This window comes from Pinisolibacter sp. DMC100 (genome assembly GCF_056313705.1).
This window is the reverse complement of record NZ_JBQUZT010000003.1, coordinates 199,355-223,299: the sequence shown is the minus strand read 5'-3', so window position 1 is coordinate 223,299 and position 23,945 is coordinate 199,355. Positions and strand designations below refer to the sequence as shown.

The window sequence follows — 23,945 nt, the reverse complement described above, 5'->3', positions numbered from 1 at the left end:
CCGGTGAAATTCGACGCATTCTCGGGCCGACACCCCGAACGGAGGATGTGCCCATGGCCACGGTCCTGATCACCGGCGCGGCGCGCGGCATCGGCCTCGCCCTCGTGACGGCCTATGCCGAGCGTGGCGACGACGTCATCGCCACCGTGCGCGACCCCGAGCGCCTGCACGAACTCGCCGCGGTGATCGAGAGCCATCCCGGCCGCATCGAGGTCCATCGCCTCGAGGTGACCGATCCCGCCTCGATCGCAGCCCTCGCCGCAAGGCTCGCCGGTCGGCCGATCGACGTGCTGATCAACAATGCCGGCGTGCTCGGCCCCGCCCGCCAGTCGACCCTCGACATGGACTTCGACGGCTGGCTCGACACGCTGCGGGTCAACACGATGGCGCCGCTCGCCGTGACCCAGGCGCTGTTGCCCAACCTGCGCCTCGTCGAACACGCCAAGGTGCTGACCATCTCCTCCGGCATGGGCTCGATGTCACAGCAGAAGTCGGATTCGGTCGCCTATCGCTCGTCCAAGGCCGCGGTGAACAAGGTGATGCAGTGCCTCGCCACCGACCTCGCCGGCGACGGCATCGTCGTCGCCGTCTGCCACCCCGGCTGGGTCAAGACCGACATGGGCGGCTCGGATGCCGACATCTCGGCCGAGATGAGCGCCACCGGCATCACCCGCATCGTCGATCGCATGAGCCTGTCGCGCGCACCGGTCTTCCACGTCTGGGACGGCGGCGTCCTGCCCTGGTGACGGCGCCCGATTTCGCGATCGCGTGGAAAATCCTTCCCTCCGCCACCGCATCGCAGCAACGAATTCGCCTTCCGCGTGGTCGGTGCAGGGGGTAGATTGGAACAAAGCCGTCGCAGAACGGTTGATGGAGCGATATCCCCGATCGGAATCGTCAGGAGGAGCCCATGAACCGGACCCGTCCCTTCGACTTGATCATGTTCGCGGCAGCGTTCCTGTTCGTCTCCGGCCTCTGCGTAGGCCTGATCTGAGACGACCGCCGACACCGAATTCCTGCGGCCCGCGCCCTCGACGCGGGCCGCATTCGTTTCATGAACGGAGTTTAAGCTGACGGCATCCCGCGGACGTGGCAGACCTTCGCGGGTTCCTCCCCGTTCTTTTCATCGGAGAATTTCCATGTCCGCGCTTCCCGCCTCCGCCGCGCCCCGCAACTGGGATGGCGGCCTCAAGGCCATTCACTGGACCATGGCGCTGCTCATCCCGGCCGCCTGGGTCCTCGCCGTGCTGCGCGAGGATCAGCCGCGCGAGATCGCCACGAAGTTGATGATGGCGCACAAGTCGATCGGCGTGCTGGTCTTCGCGCTCGTCCTCGTGCGCATCCTGTGGCGCCTGACCCACGCCGCGCCGGAGACCGAGAAGACCCCGTGGGAGCCGCTCGCCGGCCTCGCCGCCAAGGCCGGCCACGGCATCCTCTATCTGCTGATGATCCTGGTGCCGATCGGCGGCACCGTGACGAGCTTCGCCAACGGCCGCTCGGTGCCCTTCTTCGGCCTCTTCGAGATCGCCTCGCCCTGGACGACGAAGCAGCCCTTCGCCGGGACCGTCGGCGAGATGCACGAGTTCTTCGGCCACGCCCTGCTGGCGATCGCCCTCGCCCACGCGATCGTCGGCATCCTGCATCACGTCGTCCTCAAGGACCGCACGCTGATGAAGATGCGCCCCTTCGCCAGGGACTGACACGACGGTTCGCGCCGAAAAGACGAAGGCCGCCCCGAGGGCGGCCTTTTTCTCGTCGTGACGCCGTCCGCCGCTCAGTCCGACGACAGGATGACGTTGCGCACGATCGGGTAGATCTGGTTCTCCCAGCGGCGACCGGAGAAGACGCCGTAGTGGCCGACGCCGGTCTGCATGTGGTGGCGCTTGCGGTAGGGCTTCAGCGACGAGGCGAGATCGTGCGCCGCTGCGGTCTGGCCGAGCGAGCAGATGTCGTCGCGCTCGCCCTCGACCGTCAGCAACGCCGTACGGCGGATGGCGGCGGGATCGACCCTGCGGCCGCGATGCGTCATCAGCCCCTGTGGCAGCCGCGCCTCCTGGAACACCCAGGAGATCGTCTCGAGATAGAACTGCGCGTCGAGATCGAGCACGGCGAAATATTCGTCGTAGAAGGTCTTGGTCGTCTCCGCCTTCTCGGACTCGCCCTTGACGAGGTTCCAGTAGAGCTCGAGATGCGCCTTGACGTGGCGCTCCATGTTCATCGCCATGAAGGCCGAGAGCTGGAGGAAGCCCGGATAGACCCGCCGTCCGCCGCCGGGAAAGCGGCTCGGCACGGTGGCGATCAGGTTCTTCTCGAACCAGTCGAAGGGCTTCGACGTGGCGAGTTCGTTGACCTCGGTCGGGTTGATCCGGGTGTCGACGGGCCCCGCCATCAGCGTGATCGACCGCGGCGTCGACGGGTCGTCCTCCTCGGCCATGAGGGCCGTGGCGCACAGCACCTGGACGCAGGGCTGGCACACCGCCACCACGTGGGTGCCGGGGCCGAGCACGCGCAGGAACGTCATGATGTCCTCGACGTAGTCCTCGAAGCCGAAGCCGCCCTGCTCCAGCGGCACGTCGCGGGCATTGTGCCAGTCGGTGACGTAGACGTCGTGATCGGCGAGCAGCGTCTTGACGGTGTTGCGCAGCAGCGTGGCGAAATGGCCGGAGAGCGGCGCCACGACGAGCACCCGCGGCTGCGGCGTCGCCACGTCCTTGCGGAAATGCAGCAGCGTGCCGAAGGGCGAGACGAAACGCGCCTTCTCCTCGACCGCAACCCGCTCGTTGCCGACCGTCACCGTGTCGATGCCCCAGGCGGGACGGGAATGGGAGAGCTTCGCCCGCGCGATCATCTCGTAGGCGGCGGCGAGCGAGGACAACCCGTTCTGCGGCATGCCGGAAAGCCACGGCACCAGCCCCGAACGCAGCGTCGTCGCCACCGTGCGGAGCGGGTCGAGGAGGTCGTCGCGGCTCTGATAGGCGAGATAGAGCATGCGCTGGTCGGGGTCCGGTCGCGAGGTCTGCCTTTCGAAAAGGCTAGTGCAAATTTTCGGCAGGTGCGAGATAATTCTCTCCGCGGACGCGAAGCGGAGTGCCGATCGAGGCAACGAGGCACCGATCGCGCGCCGGGAGGAGAGACGAAATGGCCGCCACGCTGACCATCTCGAGCCGGAACTATTCCTCATGGTCGCTGCGCGGCTGGCTGATCGCCAAGCTGAGCGGCATCGCCTTCGAGGAGAGGCTCGCCTCGCTCGACGATCCCTCGACCCGCGCCGAACTGTTGCTGCTGTCGCCGTCCTTCCTGGTCCCCTGTCTCGCCCACGACGGGCTGGAGATCTGGGACACGCTGGCGATCGCCGAATACCTCGACGAACTGCGCCCCGACTGCGGCCTGATCCCCAAGGAGAAGACGGCGCGCGCCCGCTGTCGCTCGATCTCCGGCGAGATGCATTCCGGCTTCGCCAATCTGCGCTCGGCCCTGCCGATGAACCTCAAGGCGCACTATCCCGGCTTCAAGGTCTGGGCCGGCGCGCTCGGCGACATCGCCAGGATCGAGAAGATCTGGAGCGAGGCGGTCGCCCGTTCCGGCGGCCCCTTCCTCTTCGGCGCCGCCCCGACGCTCGCCGACGCGATGTTCGCCCCGGTGGCGACGCGTTTCACCACCTACGACGTCAAGCTCGACCCGATCTCGGAAGCCTACCGCGCCACCATCATGGACTGGGCGCCGATGAAGGAATGGATCGCCGCCGCGCTCGAGGAGCCGGAAGACCTCGACGAACTCGACGTCGAGTTCTGAGACGGGACGGCGCGCGCCGCATCTGTTCGCACCCGTCGCGGAGGCCCTTCATCCTGAGGTGCCCGGCAGCGCCGGGCCTCGAAGGGCGAAGGGCCGAGTGGCACGACCCGTCGTGGCTTCGTGTTTCGAGGCCCGGCCGTCGGCCGGGCACCTCAACATGAAGCCGAACAGAGGGAAAAGAGTCGTCTTCGTTCCGGCGGAAACGAAACCTCACCCCGCCAGCAGTTCCGACAGCGGCTTCGCCGGCATCGCCGTCTCGACCAGTTCGAGATCCTGCTCGATCTCGTCGAGATGCACCGTCATCTGCCGTACCGCCTCTTCGGCGCGGCCCGACGTGATCGCCTCGACCAGCGCGGCGTGGTGGTCGACCTTGCAGCACTGCGACCGCGATCGGCGGTAGAGCAGGATGATCAGCGAGGAGCGCGCGACCAGCTCGCGCAGGAAGTTCTCGTAGACACCCTGGCCCGCGATACGGGCGATCACCAGATGGAACTCGCCCGACAGCCGAATGGCGGCACGGTCGTCGCCCTCGCGCTCGGCTTGCTTCTCGCGGGCGAAATGCTCGGCCAGCAGCTTCGCGCCGGCGGCGTCGCAGTTCGCCGCCGCGAGCTCGGTGATCACCGGCTCGATCAGCCGGCGGGCGGAGAAGACCTCGGCCGCGTCCTTCACCGTCGGATGGGCGACGAAGGCGCCGCGGTTCTTCTCGATGACGACGATGCCCTCGTGGGCGAGCGACTGCAGCGCCGCGCGCACGATGGTGCGGCTGACGCCGTAGATGGCGCCGACCTCGTCCTCGCCGAGCTTGGTGCCGGGGCCGAGGCGCTGCTCGAGGATGGCGCGGACGATGTCGCGATGAATGACCTCCGCGCGCGAGGCCCGTGCCCCCCGGCTGTCGCCGTCCGTCGCGGTGATCGTCATCGTGTCACTCCCCGATCCGGCGGGCGTCGCGGCCCGTCCGGGAATCCGGCGCGATCGCGCCCTGCGCATCCAATATAATCCGCGCGACGCTGCGACAACCGGCAATTATTGTATACAATGTTGTCGCACTTCGTGTGCATATGCCTCTTTTTCAGGCATGCGAGGCTCTGACCGCCGCGCCGGCGAGCACCGGCGAAATCGGGGAAAACCCTGACCGTTCAAGGCCGACCGTCCCTGCCCCCGCCTTGGCACGCCGCTTGCGAAATCTCCGGCGACCCGACCGGTCCCGCGCCTCACGCAGACGGAGCAAGCATGGCCCAGCCCGCCGCCCTCGAACTCGCCGCCGTCACCCGCCGCTGGGGCCCCGTGACCGCGGTCGACGGCATCGACCTGAAGATCCCCGCCGGCACCTACTGCTGCCTGCTGGGCCCCTCGGGCTGCGGCAAGACGACGACGCTGCGCATGATCGCCGGCCACGAGACCGTCTCCGACGGCGACGTCGTGCTCGGCCATTCGAACGTCACCGACCTCGAGCCGGCCAAACGCGGCACGGCGATGATGTTCCAGTCCTACGCGCTCTTTCCCCACCTGAGCGTCCTCGACAACGTCGCCTTCGCCCTCAAGATGCGCGGCGTCGACAAGCCGACCCGCCACGGCCGCGCCCGCGAGCTGCTCGACCTCGTGGCGATGAGCCCTTACGCCGACCGCCTGCCCTCGCAGCTCTCCGGCGGCCAGCAGCAGCGCGTCGCGCTCGCCCGCGCCCTCGTCACCGAGCCGCAGATCCTGCTGCTCGACGAGCCGCTCTCCGCCCTCGACCCGTTCCTCCGCGTCAAGATGCGCACCGAGCTGAAGCGCCTCCAGCGCGAACTCGGCATCACCTTCATCCACGTCACCCACGGCCAGGAAGAGGCGATGGCGCTCGCCGACCTCGTGGTGCTGATGAACGGCGGCCGCATCGAGCAGCAGGGCACGCCGCGCGAGATCTTCAACGCCCCGCGCACCGAGTTCGTCGCCCGCTTCATGGGCGGCCACAACGTCGTGACCATCGGCGAGGCGAAGTTCGCCGTGCGCTCGGACCAGACCCGTCTGATCCCCGGTGACGGACCGCGCCCCGCCTTCGTTCGCACCACCGAATATCAGGGTACCCACGTCCACGTCGCCGTCACCACCGCCGACGGCGCCGAACACCTCGCCCTGATCCAGGAAGCCGAATTCGACCGCGCCCCGCTCGAACCGGGCGCCGTCGTCTCGATCGAATGGGACGAGGCGAACGCCCACCCGCTCGCGTGAAATCCGACCCACTTCTTCGGCCTCGCCGTCGGCGACGCCTCACCTCGGGAGACTGCCAGATGTCCGACGTGACTTCCAAGACCACCGGCCTCGATCGCCGCTCGTTCCTGAAGGGCGCCGCCGGCGTCGCCGGCTTCGCCGCCGGTTCCGGTGCGATCACCGGCTTTCCCTATGTGAAGTCCGCGGAGCCGAAGGTGCTGCGCTACCTCGGCACCGCCGTCAACGAAGGCGACGACATCGCCAAGAAGTGCTTCGCCGACACCGGCATCAAGCTCGAATACGTCACCGCCACGACCGACGACGTCACCAAGCGCGTCATCACCCAGCCGAACTCCTTCGACGTCCTCGACACCGAGTACTTCAGCCTCAAGAAGCTCATCCCGTCGGGCAACATCCTTCCGCTGAATGCGAAGAAGATCAAGGAGTTCGACAACATCACCCCGGTCTTCACCAAGGGTCAGCTGCCCAACGGCAAGAAGATCGGCGGCCAGGGCACCGCGCCCTGGAAGGTGCTCTACCTCGAGGGTGAGACCTCCAAGACCTTCGCCAAGGAGCAGACCGAGTTCGTGACGCTGATCCCGACGGTCTACAACGCCGACACGCTCGGCATCCGCCCCGACCTGATCAAGCGCCCGATCTCGTCCTGGGCCGAACTGCTGAACCCCGAGTTCAAGGGCAAGGCCTCGATCCTGAACATTCCCTCCATCGGCATCATGGACGCCGCGATGGTGGTGGAAGCGACCGGCCAGTACAAGTATGCCGACAAGGGCAACATGACCAAGGCCGAGATCGATCTCACCATGAAGATCCTGACCGAGGCCAAGAAGGCCGGTCAGTTCCGCGCCTTCTGGAAGGACTTCAACGAGTCCGTCAACCTGATGGCCTCGGGCGAGACCGTCATCCAGTCGATGTGGTCGCCGGCCGTCACCAAGGTCCGCTCGATGGGCATCCCCTGCGTCTTCCAGCCGCTGAAGGAAGGCTATCGTTCGTGGGCCTCGGGCTTCTGCGTGTCGAAGGCCGTCTCCGGTCCGAAGCTCGACTGGGCCTACGAGTTCGTCAACTGGTTCCTGTCGGGCTGGGCCGGCGCCTATCTCAACCGCCAGGGCTACTACTCGGCCGTTCTCTCGACCGCAAAGGCCAACATGGAGCCCTACGAGTGGGCCTACTGGATGGAAGGCAAGGCGGCCGAGAAGGACATCCTCTCGCCGTCGGGCCAGCTGCTCGAGAAGGCGGGCAGCCTGCGCGACGGCGGCTCCTACGACGACCGCATGGGCAACGTCGCCTGCTGGAACGCCGTGATGGACGAGAACGACTACATGGTCCGCAAGTGGAACGAGTTCATCGCCTCGTGACGCTGCGCCGTCCCTGACGCCTGCCCGCCCGGAGCGATCCGGGCGGGTCCTCCCGCCGCCGCCGAGGAGCGACGCGATGAAGCTGGTCACCATCCCCGCGACGATCACCCGCCACATGGTGGCCTGGGCCCAGGCCGCGCCCTTGGCGCTGGTCTTCCTCGCCTTCTTCCTGATCCCGCTCGCCCTCGTCGTCATGGTCTCCTTCTGGGACTACAACGACTGGGAGATGATCCCGACCTTCTCCGGCCGCGGCTATACCGAGAGTTTCGAGGGCTGCCTGACGAAGCTCCCCGAAGCCTGCACCATGCTGAAGACCTACGGCCAGACGCTGAAGTTCTGCTTCCTGGTCTGGGCGCTGACGCTGCTGATCGGCTTCACCGTCGCCTATTTCCTCGCCTTCCACGTCCGCTCGACCACTTGGCAGATCGCGCTGTCGCTGCTCTGCACGATCCCGTTCTGGACCTCGAACGTCATCCGCATGATCGCCTGGATCCCTCTCCTGGGACGCAACGGCCTCGTCAACAAGGCGCTGGTGGGGGCGGGCTTCGTCGACAAGCCGGTGGAATGGCTGCTCTATTCCGAGTTCTCGGTGGTGCTGGCGCTGGTCCACCTCTTCACCTTCTTCATGGTGGTGCCGATCTTCAATTCGATGGTCCGCATCGACAAGGCGCTGCTCGAGGCCGCCCGCGACGCTGGCGCCACCGGCTGGCAGACGCTGTGGAACGTCATCGTTCCCCTCTGCAAGCCCGGCATCGTCATCGGCTCGATCTTCGTCGTCACCATCGTCATGGGCGACTTCGTGACCATCGGCGTGATGGGCGGCCAGCAGATCGCCTCCGCCGGCAAGGTGGTCGAGACCCATCTCAACGCCCTGCAGTTCCCGGTCGCCGCCGCCAACGCGGTGATCCTGCTCGGCGTCACCCTGATGATCATCGCCGCCATGTCCCGCATCGTCGACGTGCGCAAGGAACTGTGAGATGACCGACGCCCGCCCGCGCGCCTTCTATCTCCTGGCGGCCTTCTTCACGGCCTATGTGCTCTTCCTCTACGGGCCGATGATCGCGATCTTCGTCCTGTCGTTCCAAGGCGCCGACGGCGGCCTCACCTTCCCGATGAACGGCGTGTCGCTGACCTGGTTCCGCAAGCTCTTCGAGGGCGGCGGCATCGTCGACATCGCCGCCGCCTTCTGGCGCTCGATGAAGCTCGGCCTCGTGGTGATGCTCTTGACCGTGGTGATCTCGGTCTCCGCCGGCCTCGCCTTCCGCAGACGCTTCCCGGGCTCCGCCTTCCTCTTCTACGTCGCGGTGGCGAGCCTGATCGTGCCGTCGATCGTCACCTCGCTCGGCATCGGTCTCGAGTTCCGCCTCCTCGACGATCTGGTGAAGCACCTCGCCGACAAGTACGGTTGGGCCGACATCCAGCGCCACTACACCACCGCCATGGGCCTCTTCACCTCGGGGCTGGGCGCCCATCTGACCTGGACGCTGCCCTTCGGCCTGCTGATCATGTTCGCCGTCTTCAACCGCTTCGACCCGCGCTACGAGGAGGCCGCCCGCGACCTCGGCGCGACGCCGTGGCAGACCTTCCGTCACGTGGTGCTGCCGATCATCCTGCCCTCGGTCGTCGGCATCGGCCTCTTCGGCTTCACCCTGTCGTGGGACGAGATCGCGCGCTCGAGCCAGGCGATCGGTTCGGTCAACACGCTGCCGCTCGATCTGCAGGGCTTGACCACCACGGTGACGACGCCCGACATCTACGCGCTCGGCACGGTCACGTCCGCGGTCTCCTTCCTGGTGATCGCGCTGACGCTCTCGACCATCCGTGCCATCGCCTCCCGCCGCACCCGCCACGGCGACGATTCCGGCTCCGGCCTCGTGTGAGACATCCATGCTGATCCATCTGGTCAATCCCAACACGACCGCCTCGATGACCGAGAAGGCGGCGATCGTCGCCCGCGCCGTCGCGAGCCCCGGCACCGAGATCCGCGCCGACGAGAGCCGCACCGGCCCCGCCTCGATCGAAGGCCCCTTCGACGGCGCCATGGCGGTGCCCGGCATGCTCGCCCGCGTCGAAGAAGCGATCGCCGCCGGGGCGGACGCCCACGTCGTCGCCTGTTTCGACGACACCGGCCTCGACGCCGCCCGCGCGCTGTCGCCGAAGCCGGTGATCGGCATCTCGGAGGCCGCCTTCCACGTCGCGAGCCTCGTCGCCGACAAGTTCTCGGTGGTGACGACGCTCGCCCGTTCGGTGCCGACGATCGAGGCCAATCTGGCTCGCTACGGCCTCGCCACGCGCTGCGCCCGGGTGCGCGCCGCCGACGTCGCCGTGCTGGAACTGGAGGAGCCGGGGTCGGACGCCTGCCGCCGCATCTCCGACGAGATCGCCCGCGCCCTCGTCGAGGACCGCTGCGAGGCGATCGTGCTCGGCTGCGCCGGCATGACCGACCTCGCCCGCGAACTGTCGCAGACCCACGGCGTGCCGGTGATCGACGGCGTCGCCGCGGCGATCACGCTGGCCGAAGGGTTGGTCAGGTTGGGGCTCACGACCTCGAAGATCGGCGGGTGGGCGGCACCTCTGCCCAAGGCGTGGGAAGGCCCCGCCCTCCTGCGGCTGCACGGCGCCGCCTGACGCCTCAGGCGCACCGCGCCGGCAGAGTGCGCGTGGCGCGGCGTTCCTCGTCGGCGACCATCGCCTGCTGACCGGTGAGCACGCTGGCCGCCAGTCGGCCGAGTTCGTCCGGTCGCCCGATGCCGGCCGCCCTGAGCGACGCGATCGCGGCGACGATACCGACCGCGCCGAGATTGGCGGACGCGCCCTCCAGCGTGTGGAGCACCCGGCGCACCGTCTCGGTGTCGTCGTCGCCGTGGGCGGTGCCCAGTTCGTCGATCAGATTGGTCGCATCGGCGCGGAAGATCGCCCCGAGCTCGGCGAGCCCCTCGACGCCGATCGCCTCGGCGAGCCCGTCGCGGTGGAGCCCGTCGAGCACGTCGACGGCGGCCGGTTCGGCTGCGGTCGACGGCACCGTCGGCACCGGGCGACCGATCGGTTCGGACGGCACCGGCAGGGCGGGCGCGTCGGAGACCGGCAGCGGGAAGCGAGCGAGCACGGCGGCGAGCTTCGTCCGCGTCACCGGTTTGGCGACGAAGTCGTCCATGCCGGCGGCGAGGCAGGCCTCGCGGTCGGCGGCGAAGGCATTGGCGGTGAGGCCGACGATCGGCAGCGCCCGGCCCGGCCCGTCGCCGGCGCGGATCACCCGCGTCGCCTCGAGCCCGTCCATCTCGGGCATCTGCATGTCCATCAGGACGATGTCGATGCCGCCCTGCGCCAGCCGCTCCACGGCCCGCCGGCCGTTGTCGACCACCTCCGTCGCGAAGCCGAGCCGCGACAGGATGCCGACGGCGACGGTCTGGTTCACCCGGTTGTCCTCGACCACCAGCACCCGCCCGCGCGGCAGGGCGCCTTCGGCGAGACGGGTCTCCGGGCCGAACCCGGTCGCCCGAGACACGGCGGCGGTCGCCGCCGTCGTTCCGTTGACGCGATGGGCGAGCACCGTCGCGAAACGACGCGTGGTCAAGGCTCCCTCGACGACGTCTGCGACCTCGCCGGCGAAACGGCGCGCGCCGAAGCCGAAGACCACGACCTCCTCGCGCCGGTCGCGACCGCTCTCGCCGCGCATCCGCTCCCAGGTCGCCACGTCGACGATCGTGATCCGCCGCCGTCCGGCCTCGGGAACGGCCGCACCGCCACCGGCGACGACCGCGAAGAGACGCCCGATCGCCCGCTCGACGATCGGCGTGTCGGCCGCGACCCCGAGCGCGAAGGGAACGCTCGGCGCATCGACGTCGCTGTCGCCGACCCGCTCGACCGGGATCTCGAAGCGGAACGTCGTGCCCCGCCCTTCGCGGCTCTCCACCCGGATGTCGCCACCCATGGCCTGGACGATCCGACGGGAGATGGCGAGCCCCAGTCCCGAGCCGCCGAAGCGCCGGCCGATCGAGGCGTCGGCCTGGGTGAATTCCTGGAACAGCCGCTTCTGGTTCTCGGCCGAAATGCCGATGCCGGTATCCTCGATCAGGAACCGCAGCGTGCACGAACCGTCGCGCCGGCCGATCTCGAAGACCCGGATCGCCACGGCACCGTGGTCGGTGAACTTGACGGCATTGCCGACCAGATTGACCAGCACCTGCCGGAGACGCGTCGGATCGGTGAGATGGCGCGCCATCGGATGGGCCGCGACGATCGCCAACCCCTTGGCCTCGGCCCTGGGCGACAACATGTCGACGACGCTCTCGACGATCTCGCCGAGATCGGTCGGACGGCTCTCGAGATCGACCTTGCCGCTCTCGAACTTGGAATAGTCGAGGATGTCGTCGATCAACCCGACGAGACCGTCGGAGCACTGGCGGATCATGCGGATCTGTTCGGCCTGTTCGGCCTCCAGACGACCGCCCGCCAAGAGCTCGGACAGGCCGACGATGCCGTTGAGCGGGGTGCGGATCTCGTGGCTCATGGTGGCGAGGAAGGCGGTCTTGGCACGGTTGCCGGCCTCGGCCTCGGCGGCCGACTGCGCCAGTTCCTCGGAGAGGCGCTGCAGCCGGAAGCGCGCGCCCTCGAGCTGCCGCAACTGGCGCCAGATCTGCACGATCACGGTGCCGAGCGCCAACGTCATGGCCGCGATCGCGCCCGCGAGCATCTGATAGATGCGCGAGGTCTCGGCACGGCCGAGGGCCTTGAGATCGGCGAGCACGTGATGGGTCTGGGTCAGCAGCGTCTCGGTCGTCTTGCGCAGCCCCGCCGTCGCCTCGGTCATGGCGGCGATCTCGTCCTGCGAGGCGCGGCCGGCCGCCGCCATGCGATCGAACACCGGCACCATGTGCCGCACCGTCTCGCCCACGGCGCGGACCGGCCCGATCAGCCGCGGGTCGTCGCGGAACTTGGCGGAGAGATCGGCCTCTTCCATCACCGCGTGACGGGAGAACAGGATGTCGAAGCGCAGCAGAATGTCGTCGATCGGCGCACCGATCGGCCGATGCGACGCGACGTGCAGCGCCTCGCCGAGACGCACGACCTCGCGATCGGTCTGATAGGCCGCCCACATCGCATCCTCGCGGACGGAGGCGGCGACCGACTGGTTGCGCACCCACAGGGCATGGAACGTCCCGAGCACCGCGCCGAACAGCATCAGGCCGGCGAAGAGCATCGCCACGATCGCCTTGTTGCGGCGGATCGCAACGTTGTAGACGCGAAACAACCGATGCCCGTTCATTCCCGGCTCCCGTTCGATCCGACGGCCGACCGGAGGTTCAGCGAACCTCGATCGACTTCACCTGCCACGCGGACCGCGCGAAATAGGTCTCGTTCCACAGCCCCCGATCGGCGTCGAACGGGTAGATGACGAAGATCGGTCCCTTGTCGCGCACCGGCATCGGCCGGCCGTCGCGACGGGTGGCCAGGATCACCGGCCACTTGCGGAAATCCTCGATCGGAACGTCGACGGCATATTCGTTGAGCGCCACGATCCGGAGCATCGTCCCGCTCGCCCCGACCTTGTCGAGGAGCGCGGCGGCGAGCGGACCTTCGAAGCGCGTCTTGCCCTTGGTCCAGGGCGTCTCCGTCTCGGTGACGCGCGACGGCAGGGCCGCGAGCATGCCCATGTCGAAGACCGCGGCCTCGCCGACATTGGTCTGCGAGATCTTGCCGGTGACGGTCAGAACGGGCTCTCCGGCGGGGCGGGCGAGCGGCGCCGCCATCGACGGCAGCACCGCCAGAACCACGGCGGCGACGGAAAAGGTGGCGAAGGTCAGAACCGCCGAGCGACGATTGGGCGTCATGTGGTGTCTCCGATCGGCCGATCGGCCGTCGTCAGATCGCGATGGTCGGGTGGATGGTCCTCAGGCTGCCGAGGCCTCCGCTTCGTCGCTGCCGCCGGCGATCGCGGCAATCTCGTCGAAGAACGAGAGGAAGACCTGGACCAGCATCGGGTCGAAATGCCTGCCCGCGCCCTCGACGACGAAGTCGCATGCCTTGTCGAGCGGCCAGGCGTTCTTGTAGGGGCGGACCGAGCGCAGGGCGTCGAACACGTCGGCGAGCGCGGTGATCCGGCCCTCGAGCGGGATCGCCTCGCCGGCGAGTCCCTGCGGGTATCCGGTGCCGTCCCACTTCTCGTGATGGCTGATGGCGATGTTGGCGGCGAGCTGGAGCAGGCGCGAGTTCGAGCCCTCGAGAATGTTCCAGCCGAGTTCGGCATGGGTCTCCATGACCGTCCGCTCCTCCGCCGACAGCGGCCCCGGCTTGAACAGGATCTCGTCGGGGATGCCGACCTTGCCGACGTCGTGCATCTGCGCGGCGATCTCCACCAACTGCGCGTCGCACTCCGGCAGGCCGATGCCGCGGGCGAGGATGCCGCAGATCCGCGACATGCGGGCGATGTGGTCGCCGGTGTCGGTGTCGCGCCGTTCCGTCGCCCGCGACAGGCGCCAGATGACCTCGCGTTCGCGATCGGCGAGTTCGCGGGTCTTGGCCGCGACTTCGAGGTCGAGCTGCTCGGCGCGCGCCGCCATCGCCTTCTGCGCCCGGCTCAGCGCCAGCAGGTTGCGCACCCGCACCTTGAACTCGAGCGGCTCGATCGGCTTGGAGAGAAAGTCGGTCGCCCCCGCCTGCAACGCCTCGAGCCGGACGGACCGCTCGACGATGGTCGTCACCATGACGACCGGCACCATCGCATGACGCGGGATCTGGCGGGCGCGGCGAATGAACTCGATGCCGTCGATGCCCGGCATGACGTAGTCGACGAGGATCAGGTCGACATCCACCTCGCACAGGGCTTCGAGCGCCGCCAGCGGATCGGTGAAGGCCATGGTATCGCTCTCGTCGAGGCGCCCGACCAACTGGCGGAGCAACACGAGATTGGCGACGCTGTCGTCGACCATGAAGACGGTGTGCATCGGTGTTCCTCCCCGATTTTGTTCTGCCGTCAGGTAACGCATGAATTTTCTGCAAACTCAATGCAATTCAACTTCGACGCCAAACGATAGACTTTGAGCGGTAAACAGACATTCAAGCCGATCAGAGAAACAGGGCAATTCGACGCGAAAGTACAATGACGTAACGTCAGAGATATGGTTGATTTTTTGATAACTACGTATGAATACAAGTGCAGGTGGGATTATTTCCAATTGTATATTTTTGACCGGCACCAACCGTGACGGTCCATCGCCGCGACGCGATCGGCGCTTGCCGGATCGCCCCTCGAAGCCGTAATGCTCATGGCGAGGAGATCGTCGGCATGGCGCGCACGTTGGGTTCGGTGGGAGAGAAGACCTTCGAGGCGATCCGGGCCGCCGGTACCCGCCTGATCTGGCAGCACGGCTTCGAGGCGATGAGCCTGCGCCGTCTCGCCGCCGAGGTCGGCATCCAGCCGGGGTCGCTCTACAACCACTTCGAGACCAAGCAGGCGCTGCTGTTCGACATCGTGCGCACGCACATGGAGACGCTGATCGCCCGCCTCGACGAGGCGCTGGTCGGCCACGACACGCCGCGCGATCGGCTCGTCGCCTTCACCGCCTTCCATGCCCGCTATCACATGATGCGCCGCATGCAGGTCTACGTGGCGAACTCCGAGCTGCGCAGCCTCGACCCCGAGAACCGCGCCGTGATCGTCGCCATGCGCCGCGACTACGAGCGCCGGCTCGAGACCATCCTGGCGAGCGGCCGCGACGCCGGCCTCTTCCGCGTCGACGATCTGCAGATCACGACCTACGCCCTGATCTCGATGATGACCGGCATCTGCGAGTGGTACCGCCCCGAGGGCCGCCTCGGCGAGGGCGAGCTGGTGACGCTGCACGTCGACCTGGTGCTGCGCGCCGTCGGGGCGTGAGGCGGAGGACGTTCGTCCGCTCGACGTCCCCGCGGCGCAGGGTCGAAGACCGAACCTCGCGAGCCTCTGCTGCACCGAATCCTCGGAACGACGGACTTCCCCCTCCCCTCAGGGGGGGGGCAGGGGTGGGGTGAGAGAGCCTCGCGGACCGCAGGCGCCGACGATGCGCGACGAGCCTGCGTCCGATCCCGGTCTTCGCGATGCCGGAGCGCCGAACCCCACCCGCCTCGCTTCGCTCGGCACCCTCCCCTGATGGGAGGGTGGCGCGCGGCGACGCCTCGTGATGCGTCGAAGCGCGTGGCGGCGGGACGGCCGGTGGATCCGCCCTTCCGCCCCCTTGACAGCGCGAAAATAAAAAACGAACGTTCGTTCATATCGCGCATCCGAACCGTCGGCCTCTCGGGGACCTTCGGAGCAACAACGGATGCCGTCGGCGGCCCGGTCTGTCGGAGGGAACGTTCATGTCGGTGATTTCGGACGGGCTCGACCGTCGCGCGCCCGCCCATGCCGCCAATCGCGCGGCACTCGAGGCGCGGCTCGCCGAACTCGAGGCCCGCGTCGCCCGCGTCGTCGAAGGCGGCGGCCCCTCGGCCCGCGCCCGCCACGAGAGCCGCGGCAAGCTCTTCGTGCGCGAGCGCATCCGCCTGCTGCTCGATCGCGGCTCGCCCTTCCTCGAGATCGGCCAGCTCGCGGCGAACGGCATGTATGCCGACGAGGTGCCGTCGGCCGGTCTCGTCGCCGGCATCGGCCGCGTCTCGGGTCGCGAATGCATGGTGGTCGCCAACGACGCCACGGTGAAGGGCGGCACCTATTTCCCCGTCAGCGTGAAGAAGCACCTGCGCGCCCAGGAGATCGCCGCCAAGAACCGGCTGCCCTGCGTCTATCTGGTCGACAGCGGCGGCGCCAACCTGCCGAACCAGGACGAGGTCTTCCCCGACCGCGACCATTTCGGCCGCATCTTCTACAATCAGGCCCGGATGTCGGCCGACGGCATCCCGCAGATCGCCGTGGTCATGGGCTCCTGCACCGCCGGCGGCGCCTATGTGCCGGCGATGTCCGACCAGTCGATCATGGTGCGCGAACAGGCGACGATCTTCCTCGGCGGCCCCCCCTTGGTGAAGGCCGCGACCGGCGAGATCGTCACCGCCGAAGACCTCGGCGGCGCCGACGTCCACACCCGCACCTCCGGCGTCTCCGACATGATGGCGGAGGACGACGCCCATGCCCTCGGCCTCGCCCGCCGTGCGGTGGCCGGCCTCGCCCGGCCGAAGCCGGCGGGACCCGAGGTGCGCGCGCCGCGTGATCCCCTGCTCGATCCGGACGATCTCCTGTCGGTGGTCTCGGCCGATCCCAAGCACCCGTTCGACGTCCGCCAGATCATCGGCCGCATCGTCGACGGCTCGGAGTTCGACGAGTTCAAGCCGCTCTACGGCACGACGCTGGTCACCGGCTTCGCCCACATCTGGGGCTATCCGGTCGGCATCGTCGCCAACAACGGCATCCTCTTCTCGGAGAGCGCGCTGAAGGGCGCCCATTTCGTCGAACTCTGCGCCCAGCGCGGCATTCCGCTCCTGTTCCTGCAGAACATCACCGGCTTCATGGTGGGCCGCAAATACGAGGCCGGCGGCATCGCCAAGGACGGCGCCAAGATGGTGACGGCGGTCGCCTGCGCCGACGTGCCGAAGATCACGGTGGTGATCGGCAATTCCTTCGGCGCCGGCAACTACGGCATGTGCGGCCGCGCCTACGACCCGAACTTCCTCTTCATGTGGCCGAACGCCCGCATCTCCGTCATGGGCGGCGAGCAGGCGGCGGGCGTGCTGGCCCAGGTCAAGCGCGACGCGCTGGAGGCCAAGGGCATCGCCTGGGGCCGCGAGGAGGAAGAGATCTTCAAGGCGCCGATCCGCGCCCAATACGAGGAACAGGGCTCGGCCTGGTACTCGACGGCGCGACTGTGGGACGACGGCGTCATCGACCCGCGCGACACCCGCCTCGTCGTCGCCCTCTCGCTCTCCGCCGCCTTCAACGCTCCCCCGAAGCCGACCCGCTTCGGCGTCTTCCGTATGTAGAGGGCCGCGCCGATGACCATCCCGACCTCGCCCCGCCCGCTCCGCCGCCTCCTCGTCGCCAACCGCGGCGAGATCGCCGTCCGCATCATGAAGACCGCCAAGGCGATGGGCATCGAGACCGTCGCCGTCTTCTCCGACGCCGACGCGAACGCCCTCCACGTGCGCACCGCCGACCTCGCCCATCGCCTCGGCCCGGCCCCGGCGCGCGAGAGCTATCTCGTGCCTGAGAAGATCCTCGCCGCGGCGCGCGCCACCGGCGCCGACGCCATCCACCCCGGCTACGGCTTCCTCTCCGAGAACGCCGACTTCGCCGAAAGCGTCGAGACCGCTGGCCTGATCTTCGTCGGCCCGCCGGCTTCCGCGATCCGCGCCATGGGCTCCAAGGCCGCCGCCAAGGCGCTGATGGAGAAGGCGGGCGTCCCCCTCGTCCCCGGCTATCACGGCGAGGACCAGTCCGACGCCACGCTCGCCCGCGAGGCGACCCGTGTCGGTTTCCCCGTGCTGATCAAGGCGTCGGCCGGCGGCGGCGGCAAGGGCATGAAGGTGGTCGAGCGCGAGGCCGACTTCGCCGAGGCGCTGGCGTCCGCCCGCCGCGAGGCCAAGGCCGCCTTCGGCGACGACCGCGTGCTGATCGAGCGCTATCTCACCCGGCCGCGCCACATCGAGGTCCAGGTCTTCGCAGACCGCGCCGGCCACACCGTCCATCTCTTCGAACGCGACTGCTCGCTCCAGCGCCGCCACCAGAAGGTCGTCGAGGAAGCCCCCGCCCCCGGCATGACGCCCGAACGCCGCGCCCGGATCGGCGAAGCCGCCGTCCGCGCGGCCGAGGCCGTCGGCTATGTCGGCGCCGGCACGGTGGAATTCATCGCCGAGGGCGACGGCTTCTGGTTCATGGAGATGAACACCCGCCTCCAGGTCGAACACCCGGTGACCGAGTGCATCACCGGCCTCGACCTCGTCGAATGGCAGCTCCGCGTCGCCCGTGGCGAGCCGCTGCCGCTGGCGCAAGGCGAGATCCGCCTCTCCGGTCACGCCATCGAGGCCCGCCTCTACGCCGAGGACCCGGCCCGCGACTTCCTGCCCCAGATCGGGCGTCTCACGCGCCTCGCATTCCCCGACGGCGTGCGCGTCGATGCCGGCGTCGAGACGGGCGACGAGATCTCGCGCCACTACGACCCGATGATCGCCAAGCTGATCGCCCATGCGCCGACCCGCGACGAGGCGATCGCCAAACTCTCCGCCGCCATCGCCGCGACGGCGATCGACGGGCCGGTGACCAATCTCGACTTCCTCGGCCGCCTCGTCGCCCATCCGGGCTTCGCGAGCGACGCCCACGACACCGGCTTCATCGCCCGTCATGCGGCGGAACTGCTGCCGAACCCGCCGGTCGACCCGCGCCTGACCATCGCCGCCGGCCTGATCCGCCTGGCGCTCGACGATCGCGACGCGGTGCGCGCCGCGTCCGATCCGTTCTCGCCCTTCGCCACCGCCGGCGCCTGGACGATGAACGCCGCCACCCGCCGCGTCGTGACGCTGACCCGAGACGGCAGCGAGACCGAACTGGTCTTCCTGACCGACCGCGCCGGCACCCGTCTCCTCGGCGAGGCCGGAGCGATCCCCGTCGCCGCCCGGCTCGACGGCGAACGCGCCACCGTCACCATCGGCGACACGCGTTTCGCGGCGAGTTTCACGACCGACGGCGCCGCCCTGACCCTCGCTTCGCCGCTCGGCCGCGCCCGCTTCGTCGAGCGCGACCCGTACGAGGCCGCCGCCGCCCATCATCACCACGCCGACCGACTGGTCGCGCCGATGCCGGGCTCGGTGGTGCAGGTGCTGGTCGAGGCGGGCACGACCGTCACCGCCGGCACGCCGCTGGTGGTGGTCGAGGCGATGAAGATGGAACACGTCGTCCGTGCCCCCCACGACGGCGTGGTGGAAGCGCTCCGCGTCGCCGTCGGCGACGTGGTCGCCGACGGTTTCGAACTGGCGGTGATGGCGGCAGAGGCGTGAGCACGGGCCTCGCCCGCGCGCCGAGGCGTCACACCCCGGCGAGCACCGCGACCGGCGCGCCCGCCTCGGCCACCGTCACCGCGGTCCTGCCCCCGCAGAAGCGCTCGATCAGTCCGCAGGCATCGCCGAGTGCGGCGTCGAGATCGCCGACGCCCATCGACTGAATGGTCAGCACCACCCGCGACGTCTCGGACGTCACCAGCGAACGGGCGTCCTGCCGCCAGTTCCAGCGACGGCAGAGCACCTTCTCGGCGTCGGTGTAGACCACCTCGCCGGGCTTCGGCGCGGCGTCGGCCGGATCGGCATCCGCCGCGCCCGACATGTCGAGGAACGTGTCGTCGGGCCGCGAGAAGCGGAAGAAGACGTCGCCCGTCACCCGGTCGAGATCGTCGGCGCCGATCGGAAAGACGTGGCTCGACGACACGGCGTTGTAGGCGTCGACGAAGCCGTTGATGCGCGGCGCCTCACGCTCGGCGAGCACGTTCTTCACCAGCCGTTCGACCGAGCAGCGATAGCGCGTCGAGGCGATGCCGAAGCGTTTGTAGGCGAGCCGCCATGCCCTGATGCCGGGGATGTCGCCGAGCTCGCGCCCACCCCAGGCGGCCCGCACCGCCGCCGCCCGCTCGCCGATCAGCGCATCGAGCGCCTCGGGACGCTCAGCGGGAATGGTGAGCCCGGTCGCGACGATCACGCCGACGCGGAATTCGGGGAAGGTCTCGGTCAGTTCGGAAATGTCGACGCGCATGGGTCCTCGGCCGGATCGATGGAGCGGGTCGAGAGTATGCGGGCGAGCCTGGGGCTCGCAACCGACGTGTCGTCAGCCCTGCTCGCCGGTCCAGCGACGGACGCGAGCGCGGGCCTCGTCGATGTCGGTGGTGGTCCAGGCCAGCATGGTGGCGGCGCGGGCGCGCGAATCGAGCCGGTGCAGCCACGGTCCGACCATCAGGATCTCCTGCACGGTCTCGCTCTTCAGGCCGACGGCGCGGGCGAGCGCCACGAAGGGGCCGGTGTCGAGCCCGACCATCATGTGCTGCACCAGTTCGAGCGGCAGACGCGACAGCGCGGCGAGGACGTGGACGATCTCGGCGAAACGATCGGTCTGGGCGAGCTTGCGGACGAAGGGGTCGACGTTGTGGCGGACCTCGGCGAGGCGAGACAGCACGGCGGAGGCGGCGTCGAAGTCGTAGGGCTCGAGCCAGCTCGCCTCGGTCACCCGGATCGAGCGGGCGACGTGATGGGTGATCTCGTCGGTGCGCGGGCGATCCTCGATTTCGATCAGGGCGCGACGCACCTCGGCCGAACCGTTGGTCCTGAGGAAGTGGACGACCAGATCGGGCAGATCGGAACGGCCGACCAGCACCAGACCGACGGTGCTGTCGTCACGCGCCTGCAGCGACAGGCGAGCGAAGGCCTTGTCGGAGAGATGCGCCCCGACGTTCGACGTGACGACGCGGCGGACCTCGTCGTTGCCGCGCAGCACGAGGATGTCGCAGACCCGCATCGAGATGGTCGGACGTTCGGCGATGGCGCCCATGTGGGCGACGCCGCAACGCTTGGCGATGTCGCAGAGGTCGTCGTCGCCGAGCGCCGGCGACAGCCGCAGGATCGGTCCGGCGACGTCGATGGAGTCGTGGGCGAGGATCAGCAGCACGGCGCGCGGCGGGGCCTCGGCGGTGGCGATGCTCTCGGACAGTTCCAGCCGCGCCGCGCGGCTCGACGTCGGCGCGATGCGGACGAGGATCGTGTCGAAGCTCTCGACGTCGTCGCCGTCGAGCACCTTGGAGCCGACCTTCCACAGCCGCGTCATCGCGCGGGTGAGGCGGTCGCAGAAGGCGGGCGTCGGATCGGACTGATCACCGATGTGTTCGGCCACACGGGCGAGATCGCGGGAAATGTTCAGGCTGGATTCGATCGACATTGCTCGAACGGCTTCCATTCGTCGGCGAGTGTCGATTGAACCCCTCGAGCGGTGTCGAAATCAAGTGCGGTCGTTGCTCAGGGTTTGCGAAGCGTGAACGAGAAAATGCCCGTTTTTCAAATATTTCACGACTAACCCAGCGTCAGTGCGACGTCGTCGGAGCGCGACCGTCGGTCGCGCCCCGACGGTTCGTCTCACGCCGTCGCGCCGGTCTGGCCGGCCAGCGGATCGGGGCCGAAGCGGTTGTCGCCGACGGTTCCGCGCAGGCAACCGGCTTCGATGAAGTACCAGAGCGCACCGATCACCGGCACCAGTTGGATCAGCACCCACCAGCCGGACTTGTCGCGATCGTGGTAGCGCTTGATGCCGACGCAGACGCCCGACCAGACGGAGAAGGCGACATAGCCGAGGCCGAGCGCGACATGGGGCAGCGCCGCGACACCCTCGACATGGTAGGTGCCGTCCTCGCCGATTTCGCCGGGGAAGATCGTCCAGAGCAGCGCGAAGAGGGCGCCGACCACGACGGCGATCACGATGTAATAGAGTGCCGCCAACCAGAACTTCGCCCGGTTGATGCGACCCTCATGGGTCAGAAGAAGCTTTTTCATGTGCCCTCGCGTGACGCCGACGATCGGCGCGAGTGCGTAGAAAACCGTATACCGCACCGCAGCACAAGGCGCGGCGTCGTGCATAATCGTGGCGCATGCGCGGAAAGGCGGCGACACGCGGACGTGCGAGGCCGGCCGGCGGGGCCGGTGTCACGCAGTCGTCGATCGGGAAAGATGGCGCTCCCTAGGGGACTCGAACCCCTGTTTTCGCCGTGAGAGGGCGACGTCCTAGACCGCTAGACGAAGGGAGCAGCGGTGCGGCGTTGGCCGGACGGGGGTCGATATAGCCGCCCCTCTCGCCCCACGCAAGGGCCAACGCGCATTTTCGTCGGCGAAATCTCGCCGGCATCCACAGGTCGATGAGAATGCGAGGTTTTCCGCCATTCTCACCGAAGGCGCCGTCGTCGACTTCGATCGGATGCGATGGCGGCACGCACCGCCGGCGAGGCCCCGCGCGCGAAAACGCGAACGGCGGCCCGAAGGCCGCCGTCCCCGTCTCATGCGCGTCGCGCCGTCGTCTCGTCAGCTTCACAGGCCGCCGAGGCAGACGTATTTGACGTCGAGATAGTCGTCGAGGCCGTACTTGGAGCCCTCGCGGCCGAAGCCCGACGACTTCACGCCGCCGAAGGGCGCCACCTCCGTCGTGATGACGCCGGCGTTGATGCCGATCTGGCCGAACTTCATCTTCTCCGACATGCGGACGGCGCGGCCGAGGTCGCGGGTGAAGACATAGCCGGCCAGCCCGTATTCCGAACCGTTGGCGAGCGCGATCGCCTGCTCTTCCGTCTCGAAGCGGAAGAGCGGCGCGACGGGGCCGAAGATCTCGTCGCGGGCAAAGGCCATGTCGGTCGTCGCACCGGTCAGCACGGTCGGCTCGAAGAAGGTCTGGCCGAGGGCATGGCGCTTGCCGCCCACCGCCACCTTGGCGCCCTTGGCGAGGGCGTCGGCGACGAAGCTCTCGACCTTGGCGACCGCCTTCTCCTCGATCAGCGGGCCCTGGACGACGCCCGGCTCGGTGCCGGGACCGACCTTCAGCGCGGCGACGGCGGCGGTGAACTTCGCCGCGAACGTGTCGTAGATGCCGGCCTGGACGAAGAAGCGGTTGGTGCAGACGCAGGTCTGGCCCGAGTTGCGGAACTTCGAGGCGACGGCCTGGGAGACGGCGAGATCGACGTCGGCGTCGTCGAAGATCACGAAGGGCGCGTTGCCGCCGAGCTCCATCGACACGCGCTTCAGCGCCGTCGTGGCGCGGCCGGCGAGCATGCGGCCGACCGCGGTCGAGCCGGTGAAGGTCAGCTTGCGCACGGCCGGGTTCTCGATGAACTCGTCGCCGATCGGGCCGGGCACGCCGGTGACGATGTTGACGACGCCGGCCGGCACGCCGGCCTTCTCGGCCAGGATGCCCCAGGCGAGGCCGGAGAAGGGGGTGAGCTCGGCCGGCTTGACCACGGCGGTGCAGCCGGCGGCGAGTGCGGCGCCGAGCTTGCGGGAGATCATCGAGGAGGGGAAGTTCCACGGCGTGATCGCCGCGATGACGCCGACCGGCTCCTTGTTGACCAGGATGCGGCGATCGGCCCAGGGCGACGGGATGGTGTCGCCGTAGACGCGGCGGGCCTCTTCGGCGAACCAGCGGACATAGGCGGCGGAACCGCCGACCTCGCCCTTGGCCTCGGCCAGCGGCTTGCCCTGCTCGAGGGTGAGGAGCTCGCCGAGCGCATCGACGTTCTCGAGGATCAGATCGGCGAGGCGATGCAGGATCGCGGCGCGCTCGGCCGCGGTCTTGCCCGACCAGGCCGGGAAGGCGGCCTCGGCGGCTGCGATCGCACGAGCGACCTCGGCGCGGCCGACCGACGGCACCGTGCCCAACACTTCGCCGGTCGCCGGATTGGTCACCGTCAGGGTGGCGCCGCCGTCGGCACCGACCCACTGGCCGGCGATCAGATTGGCTTCGCGAAGGAAGGGATTGCGGGCGGCCATGGGCGGCTCTCCTCGTTCGATGTCGGAAGGGGATGTCCGAAGGATCGACAAGAGGTAGCCACTGTCGGGCGATCGTCAAGGGGGCGCGCACCGCCGTGCGGCGCGTGTTCGCCGAGCGAATTCCGATGGGTGAAA

At 68.6% G+C, this 23,945-nt stretch carries 20 protein-coding genes and 1 tRNA gene; 11 read left to right on the top strand and 10 right to left on the bottom strand.

Translation table 11 applies throughout. From position 1 onward, the window contains the following. Nucleotides 1–53 precede the first annotated feature (53 nt). Nucleotides 54–746 carry an SDR family oxidoreductase gene (locus ACT541_RS14200; RefSeq protein ID WP_476137741.1) on the top strand — a complete coding sequence of 231 codons (693 nt, stop codon included), beginning with the start codon at nt 54–56 and terminating at the stop codon, nt 744–746. Between the two features lie 393 nt (nt 747–1,139). Then, nucleotides 1,140–1,700, top strand: a complete 561-nt coding sequence (locus tag ACT541_RS14195) for a cytochrome b (protein ID WP_476137740.1) — start codon at nt 1,140–1,142, stop codon at nt 1,698–1,700. Between the two features lie 74 nt (nt 1,701–1,774). Here ACT541_RS14195 and ACT541_RS14190 read toward each other — a convergent pair whose 3' ends face one another. Continuing rightward, complete coding sequence (locus tag ACT541_RS14190) at nt 1,775–2,989, bottom strand: polyhydroxyalkanoate depolymerase (RefSeq protein ID WP_476137739.1); 1,215 nt, start codon at nt 2,987–2,989, stop codon at nt 1,775–1,777. A gap of 149 nt (nt 2,990–3,138) precedes the next feature. Between ACT541_RS14190 and ACT541_RS14185 the strand changes: the two genes are divergently transcribed. Next, the gene (locus tag ACT541_RS14185; protein ID WP_476137738.1) at nt 3,139–3,792 is read left to right on the top strand and encodes a glutathione S-transferase family protein; all 654 of its coding nucleotides are present in this window, start codon (nt 3,139–3,141) and stop codon (nt 3,790–3,792) included. A 210-nt stretch (nt 3,793–4,002) separates the two neighbouring features. On the opposite strand, the gene ACT541_RS14180 is transcribed toward ACT541_RS14185, so the two are convergent. After that, nucleotides 4,003–4,710 (bottom strand): GntR family transcriptional regulator, encoded by a 708-nt coding sequence (locus ACT541_RS14180; RefSeq protein WP_476137737.1) that lies wholly within the window; start codon nt 4,708–4,710, stop codon nt 4,003–4,005. A gap of 312 nt (nt 4,711–5,022) precedes the next feature. On the opposite strand from ACT541_RS14180, the gene ACT541_RS14175 reads away from it, so the two are divergent. From ACT541_RS14175 to ACT541_RS14155, 5 genes are all read left to right on the top strand, one after another. Then, nucleotides 5,023–6,000, top strand: a complete 978-nt coding sequence (locus tag ACT541_RS14175; protein ID WP_476137736.1) for an ABC transporter ATP-binding protein — start codon at nt 5,023–5,025, stop codon at nt 5,998–6,000. 59 nt (nt 6,001–6,059) lie between these two features. Beyond that, nucleotides 6,060–7,352: an ABC transporter substrate-binding protein gene (locus ACT541_RS14170; protein ID WP_476137735.1), complete on the top strand. Its 1,293-nt coding sequence runs from the start codon at nt 6,060–6,062 to the stop codon at nt 7,350–7,352. Nucleotides 7,353–7,428: 76 nt separating this feature from the next. Beyond that, on the top strand, nt 7,429–8,328 hold the full coding sequence (locus ACT541_RS14165; RefSeq protein WP_476137734.1) for an ABC transporter permease: 900 nt from the start codon (nt 7,429–7,431) through the stop codon (nt 8,326–8,328). A gap of 1 nt (nt 8,329) precedes the next feature. Beyond that, nucleotides 8,330–9,232 (top strand): ABC transporter permease, encoded by a 903-nt coding sequence (locus ACT541_RS14160; RefSeq protein WP_476137733.1) that lies wholly within the window; start codon nt 8,330–8,332, stop codon nt 9,230–9,232. Between the two features lie 7 nt (nt 9,233–9,239). Further along, nucleotides 9,240–9,980: an aspartate/glutamate racemase family protein gene (locus ACT541_RS14155; RefSeq protein ID WP_476137732.1), complete on the top strand. Its 741-nt coding sequence runs from the start codon at nt 9,240–9,242 to the stop codon at nt 9,978–9,980. A 4-nt stretch (nt 9,981–9,984) separates the two neighbouring features. Here ACT541_RS14155 and ACT541_RS14150 read toward each other — a convergent pair whose 3' ends face one another. The 3 genes from ACT541_RS14150 to ACT541_RS14140 are packed head-to-tail and all read right to left on the bottom strand — an operon-like array spanning nt 9,985 to nt 14,296. Continuing rightward, complete coding sequence (locus ACT541_RS14150; protein ID WP_476137731.1) at nt 9,985–12,618, bottom strand: ATP-binding protein; 2,634 nt, start codon at nt 12,616–12,618, stop codon at nt 9,985–9,987. Nucleotides 12,619–12,655: 37 nt separating this feature from the next. Beyond that, on the bottom strand, nt 12,656–13,183 hold the full coding sequence (locus ACT541_RS14145) for a putative pterin-binding protein (RefSeq protein WP_476137730.1): 528 nt from the start codon (nt 13,181–13,183) through the stop codon (nt 12,656–12,658). 60 nt (nt 13,184–13,243) lie between these two features. Further along, nucleotides 13,244–14,296, bottom strand: a complete 1,053-nt coding sequence (locus ACT541_RS14140; RefSeq protein WP_476137729.1) for an HD domain-containing phosphohydrolase — start codon at nt 14,294–14,296, stop codon at nt 13,244–13,246. Nucleotides 14,297–14,637: 341 nt separating this feature from the next. Between ACT541_RS14140 and ACT541_RS14135 the strand changes: the two genes are divergently transcribed. From ACT541_RS14135 to ACT541_RS14125, 3 genes are all read left to right on the top strand, one after another. After that, a complete protein-coding gene (locus tag ACT541_RS14135; protein ID WP_476137728.1) occupies nt 14,638–15,228 on the top strand; it encodes a TetR/AcrR family transcriptional regulator in 591 nt (196 codons plus the stop codon). 461 nt (nt 15,229–15,689) lie between these two features. Further along, complete coding sequence (locus ACT541_RS14130; protein ID WP_476137727.1) at nt 15,690–17,297, top strand: carboxyl transferase domain-containing protein; 1,608 nt, start codon at nt 15,690–15,692, stop codon at nt 17,295–17,297. Nucleotides 17,298–17,309: 12 nt separating this feature from the next. Beyond that, nucleotides 17,310–19,307 (top strand): acetyl/propionyl/methylcrotonyl-CoA carboxylase subunit alpha, encoded by a 1,998-nt coding sequence (locus ACT541_RS14125; RefSeq protein ID WP_476137726.1) that lies wholly within the window; start codon nt 17,310–17,312, stop codon nt 19,305–19,307. 28 nt (nt 19,308–19,335) lie between these two features. Here the strand turns inward: ACT541_RS14125 and ACT541_RS14120 are convergent, their stop codons facing one another. From ACT541_RS14120 to ACT541_RS14100, 5 genes are all read right to left on the bottom strand, one after another. Then, complete coding sequence (locus tag ACT541_RS14120) at nt 19,336–20,052, bottom strand: B3/B4 domain-containing protein (RefSeq protein ID WP_476137725.1); 717 nt, start codon at nt 20,050–20,052, stop codon at nt 19,336–19,338. Between the two features lie 72 nt (nt 20,053–20,124). Further along, the gene (locus tag ACT541_RS14115; RefSeq protein ID WP_476137724.1) at nt 20,125–21,225 is read right to left on the bottom strand and encodes a DUF2336 domain-containing protein; all 1,101 of its coding nucleotides are present in this window, start codon (nt 21,223–21,225) and stop codon (nt 20,125–20,127) included. 194 nt (nt 21,226–21,419) lie between these two features. Next, the gene (locus ACT541_RS14110) at nt 21,420–21,833 is read right to left on the bottom strand and encodes a DUF805 domain-containing protein (RefSeq protein ID WP_476137723.1); all 414 of its coding nucleotides are present in this window, start codon (nt 21,831–21,833) and stop codon (nt 21,420–21,422) included. Between the two features lie 175 nt (nt 21,834–22,008). Further along, a tRNA-Glu gene (locus ACT541_RS14105) sits at nt 22,009–22,084 on the bottom strand. Between the two features lie 277 nt (nt 22,085–22,361). Then, nucleotides 22,362–23,810, bottom strand: a complete 1,449-nt coding sequence (locus ACT541_RS14100) for an NAD-dependent succinate-semialdehyde dehydrogenase (RefSeq protein ID WP_476137722.1) — start codon at nt 23,808–23,810, stop codon at nt 22,362–22,364. Nucleotides 23,811–23,945: the final 135 nt, after the last annotated feature.

Coding starts and splice junctions, on each gene's coding strand:
- ACT541_RS14200 (WP_476137741.1), top strand. CDS start 54: ATGGCCACGGTCCTGATCACCGGCGCGGCGCGCGGCATCGGCCTCGCC.
- ACT541_RS14195 (WP_476137740.1), top strand. CDS start 1,140: ATGTCCGCGCTTCCCGCCTCCGCCGCGCCCCGCAACTGGGATGGCGGC.
- ACT541_RS14190 (WP_476137739.1), bottom strand. CDS start 2,989: ATGCTCTATCTCGCCTATCAGAGCCGCGACGACCTCCTCGACCCGCTC.
- ACT541_RS14185 (WP_476137738.1), top strand. CDS start 3,139: ATGGCCGCCACGCTGACCATCTCGAGCCGGAACTATTCCTCATGGTCG.
- ACT541_RS14180 (WP_476137737.1), bottom strand. CDS start 4,710: ATGACGATCACCGCGACGGACGGCGACAGCCGGGGGGCACGGGCCTCG.
- ACT541_RS14175 (WP_476137736.1), top strand. CDS start 5,023: ATGGCCCAGCCCGCCGCCCTCGAACTCGCCGCCGTCACCCGCCGCTGG.
- ACT541_RS14170 (WP_476137735.1), top strand. CDS start 6,060: ATGTCCGACGTGACTTCCAAGACCACCGGCCTCGATCGCCGCTCGTTC.
- ACT541_RS14165 (WP_476137734.1), top strand. CDS start 7,429: ATGAAGCTGGTCACCATCCCCGCGACGATCACCCGCCACATGGTGGCC.
- ACT541_RS14160 (WP_476137733.1), top strand. CDS start 8,330: ATGACCGACGCCCGCCCGCGCGCCTTCTATCTCCTGGCGGCCTTCTTC.
- ACT541_RS14155 (WP_476137732.1), top strand. CDS start 9,240: ATGCTGATCCATCTGGTCAATCCCAACACGACCGCCTCGATGACCGAG.
- ACT541_RS14150 (WP_476137731.1), bottom strand. CDS start 12,618: ATGAACGGGCATCGGTTGTTTCGCGTCTACAACGTTGCGATCCGCCGC.
- ACT541_RS14145 (WP_476137730.1), bottom strand. CDS start 13,183: ATGACGCCCAATCGTCGCTCGGCGGTTCTGACCTTCGCCACCTTTTCC.
- ACT541_RS14140 (WP_476137729.1), bottom strand. CDS start 14,296: ATGCACACCGTCTTCATGGTCGACGACAGCGTCGCCAATCTCGTGTTG.
- ACT541_RS14135 (WP_476137728.1), top strand. CDS start 14,638: ATGGCGCGCACGTTGGGTTCGGTGGGAGAGAAGACCTTCGAGGCGATC.
- ACT541_RS14130 (WP_476137727.1), top strand. CDS start 15,690: ATGTCGGTGATTTCGGACGGGCTCGACCGTCGCGCGCCCGCCCATGCC.
- ACT541_RS14125 (WP_476137726.1), top strand. CDS start 17,310: ATGACCATCCCGACCTCGCCCCGCCCGCTCCGCCGCCTCCTCGTCGCC.
- ACT541_RS14120 (WP_476137725.1), bottom strand. CDS start 20,052: ATGCGCGTCGACATTTCCGAACTGACCGAGACCTTCCCCGAATTCCGC.
- ACT541_RS14115 (WP_476137724.1), bottom strand. CDS start 21,225: ATGTCGATCGAATCCAGCCTGAACATTTCCCGCGATCTCGCCCGTGTG.
- ACT541_RS14110 (WP_476137723.1), bottom strand. CDS start 21,833: ATGAAAAAGCTTCTTCTGACCCATGAGGGTCGCATCAACCGGGCGAAG.
- ACT541_RS14100 (WP_476137722.1), bottom strand. CDS start 23,810: ATGGCCGCCCGCAATCCCTTCCTTCGCGAAGCCAATCTGATCGCCGGC.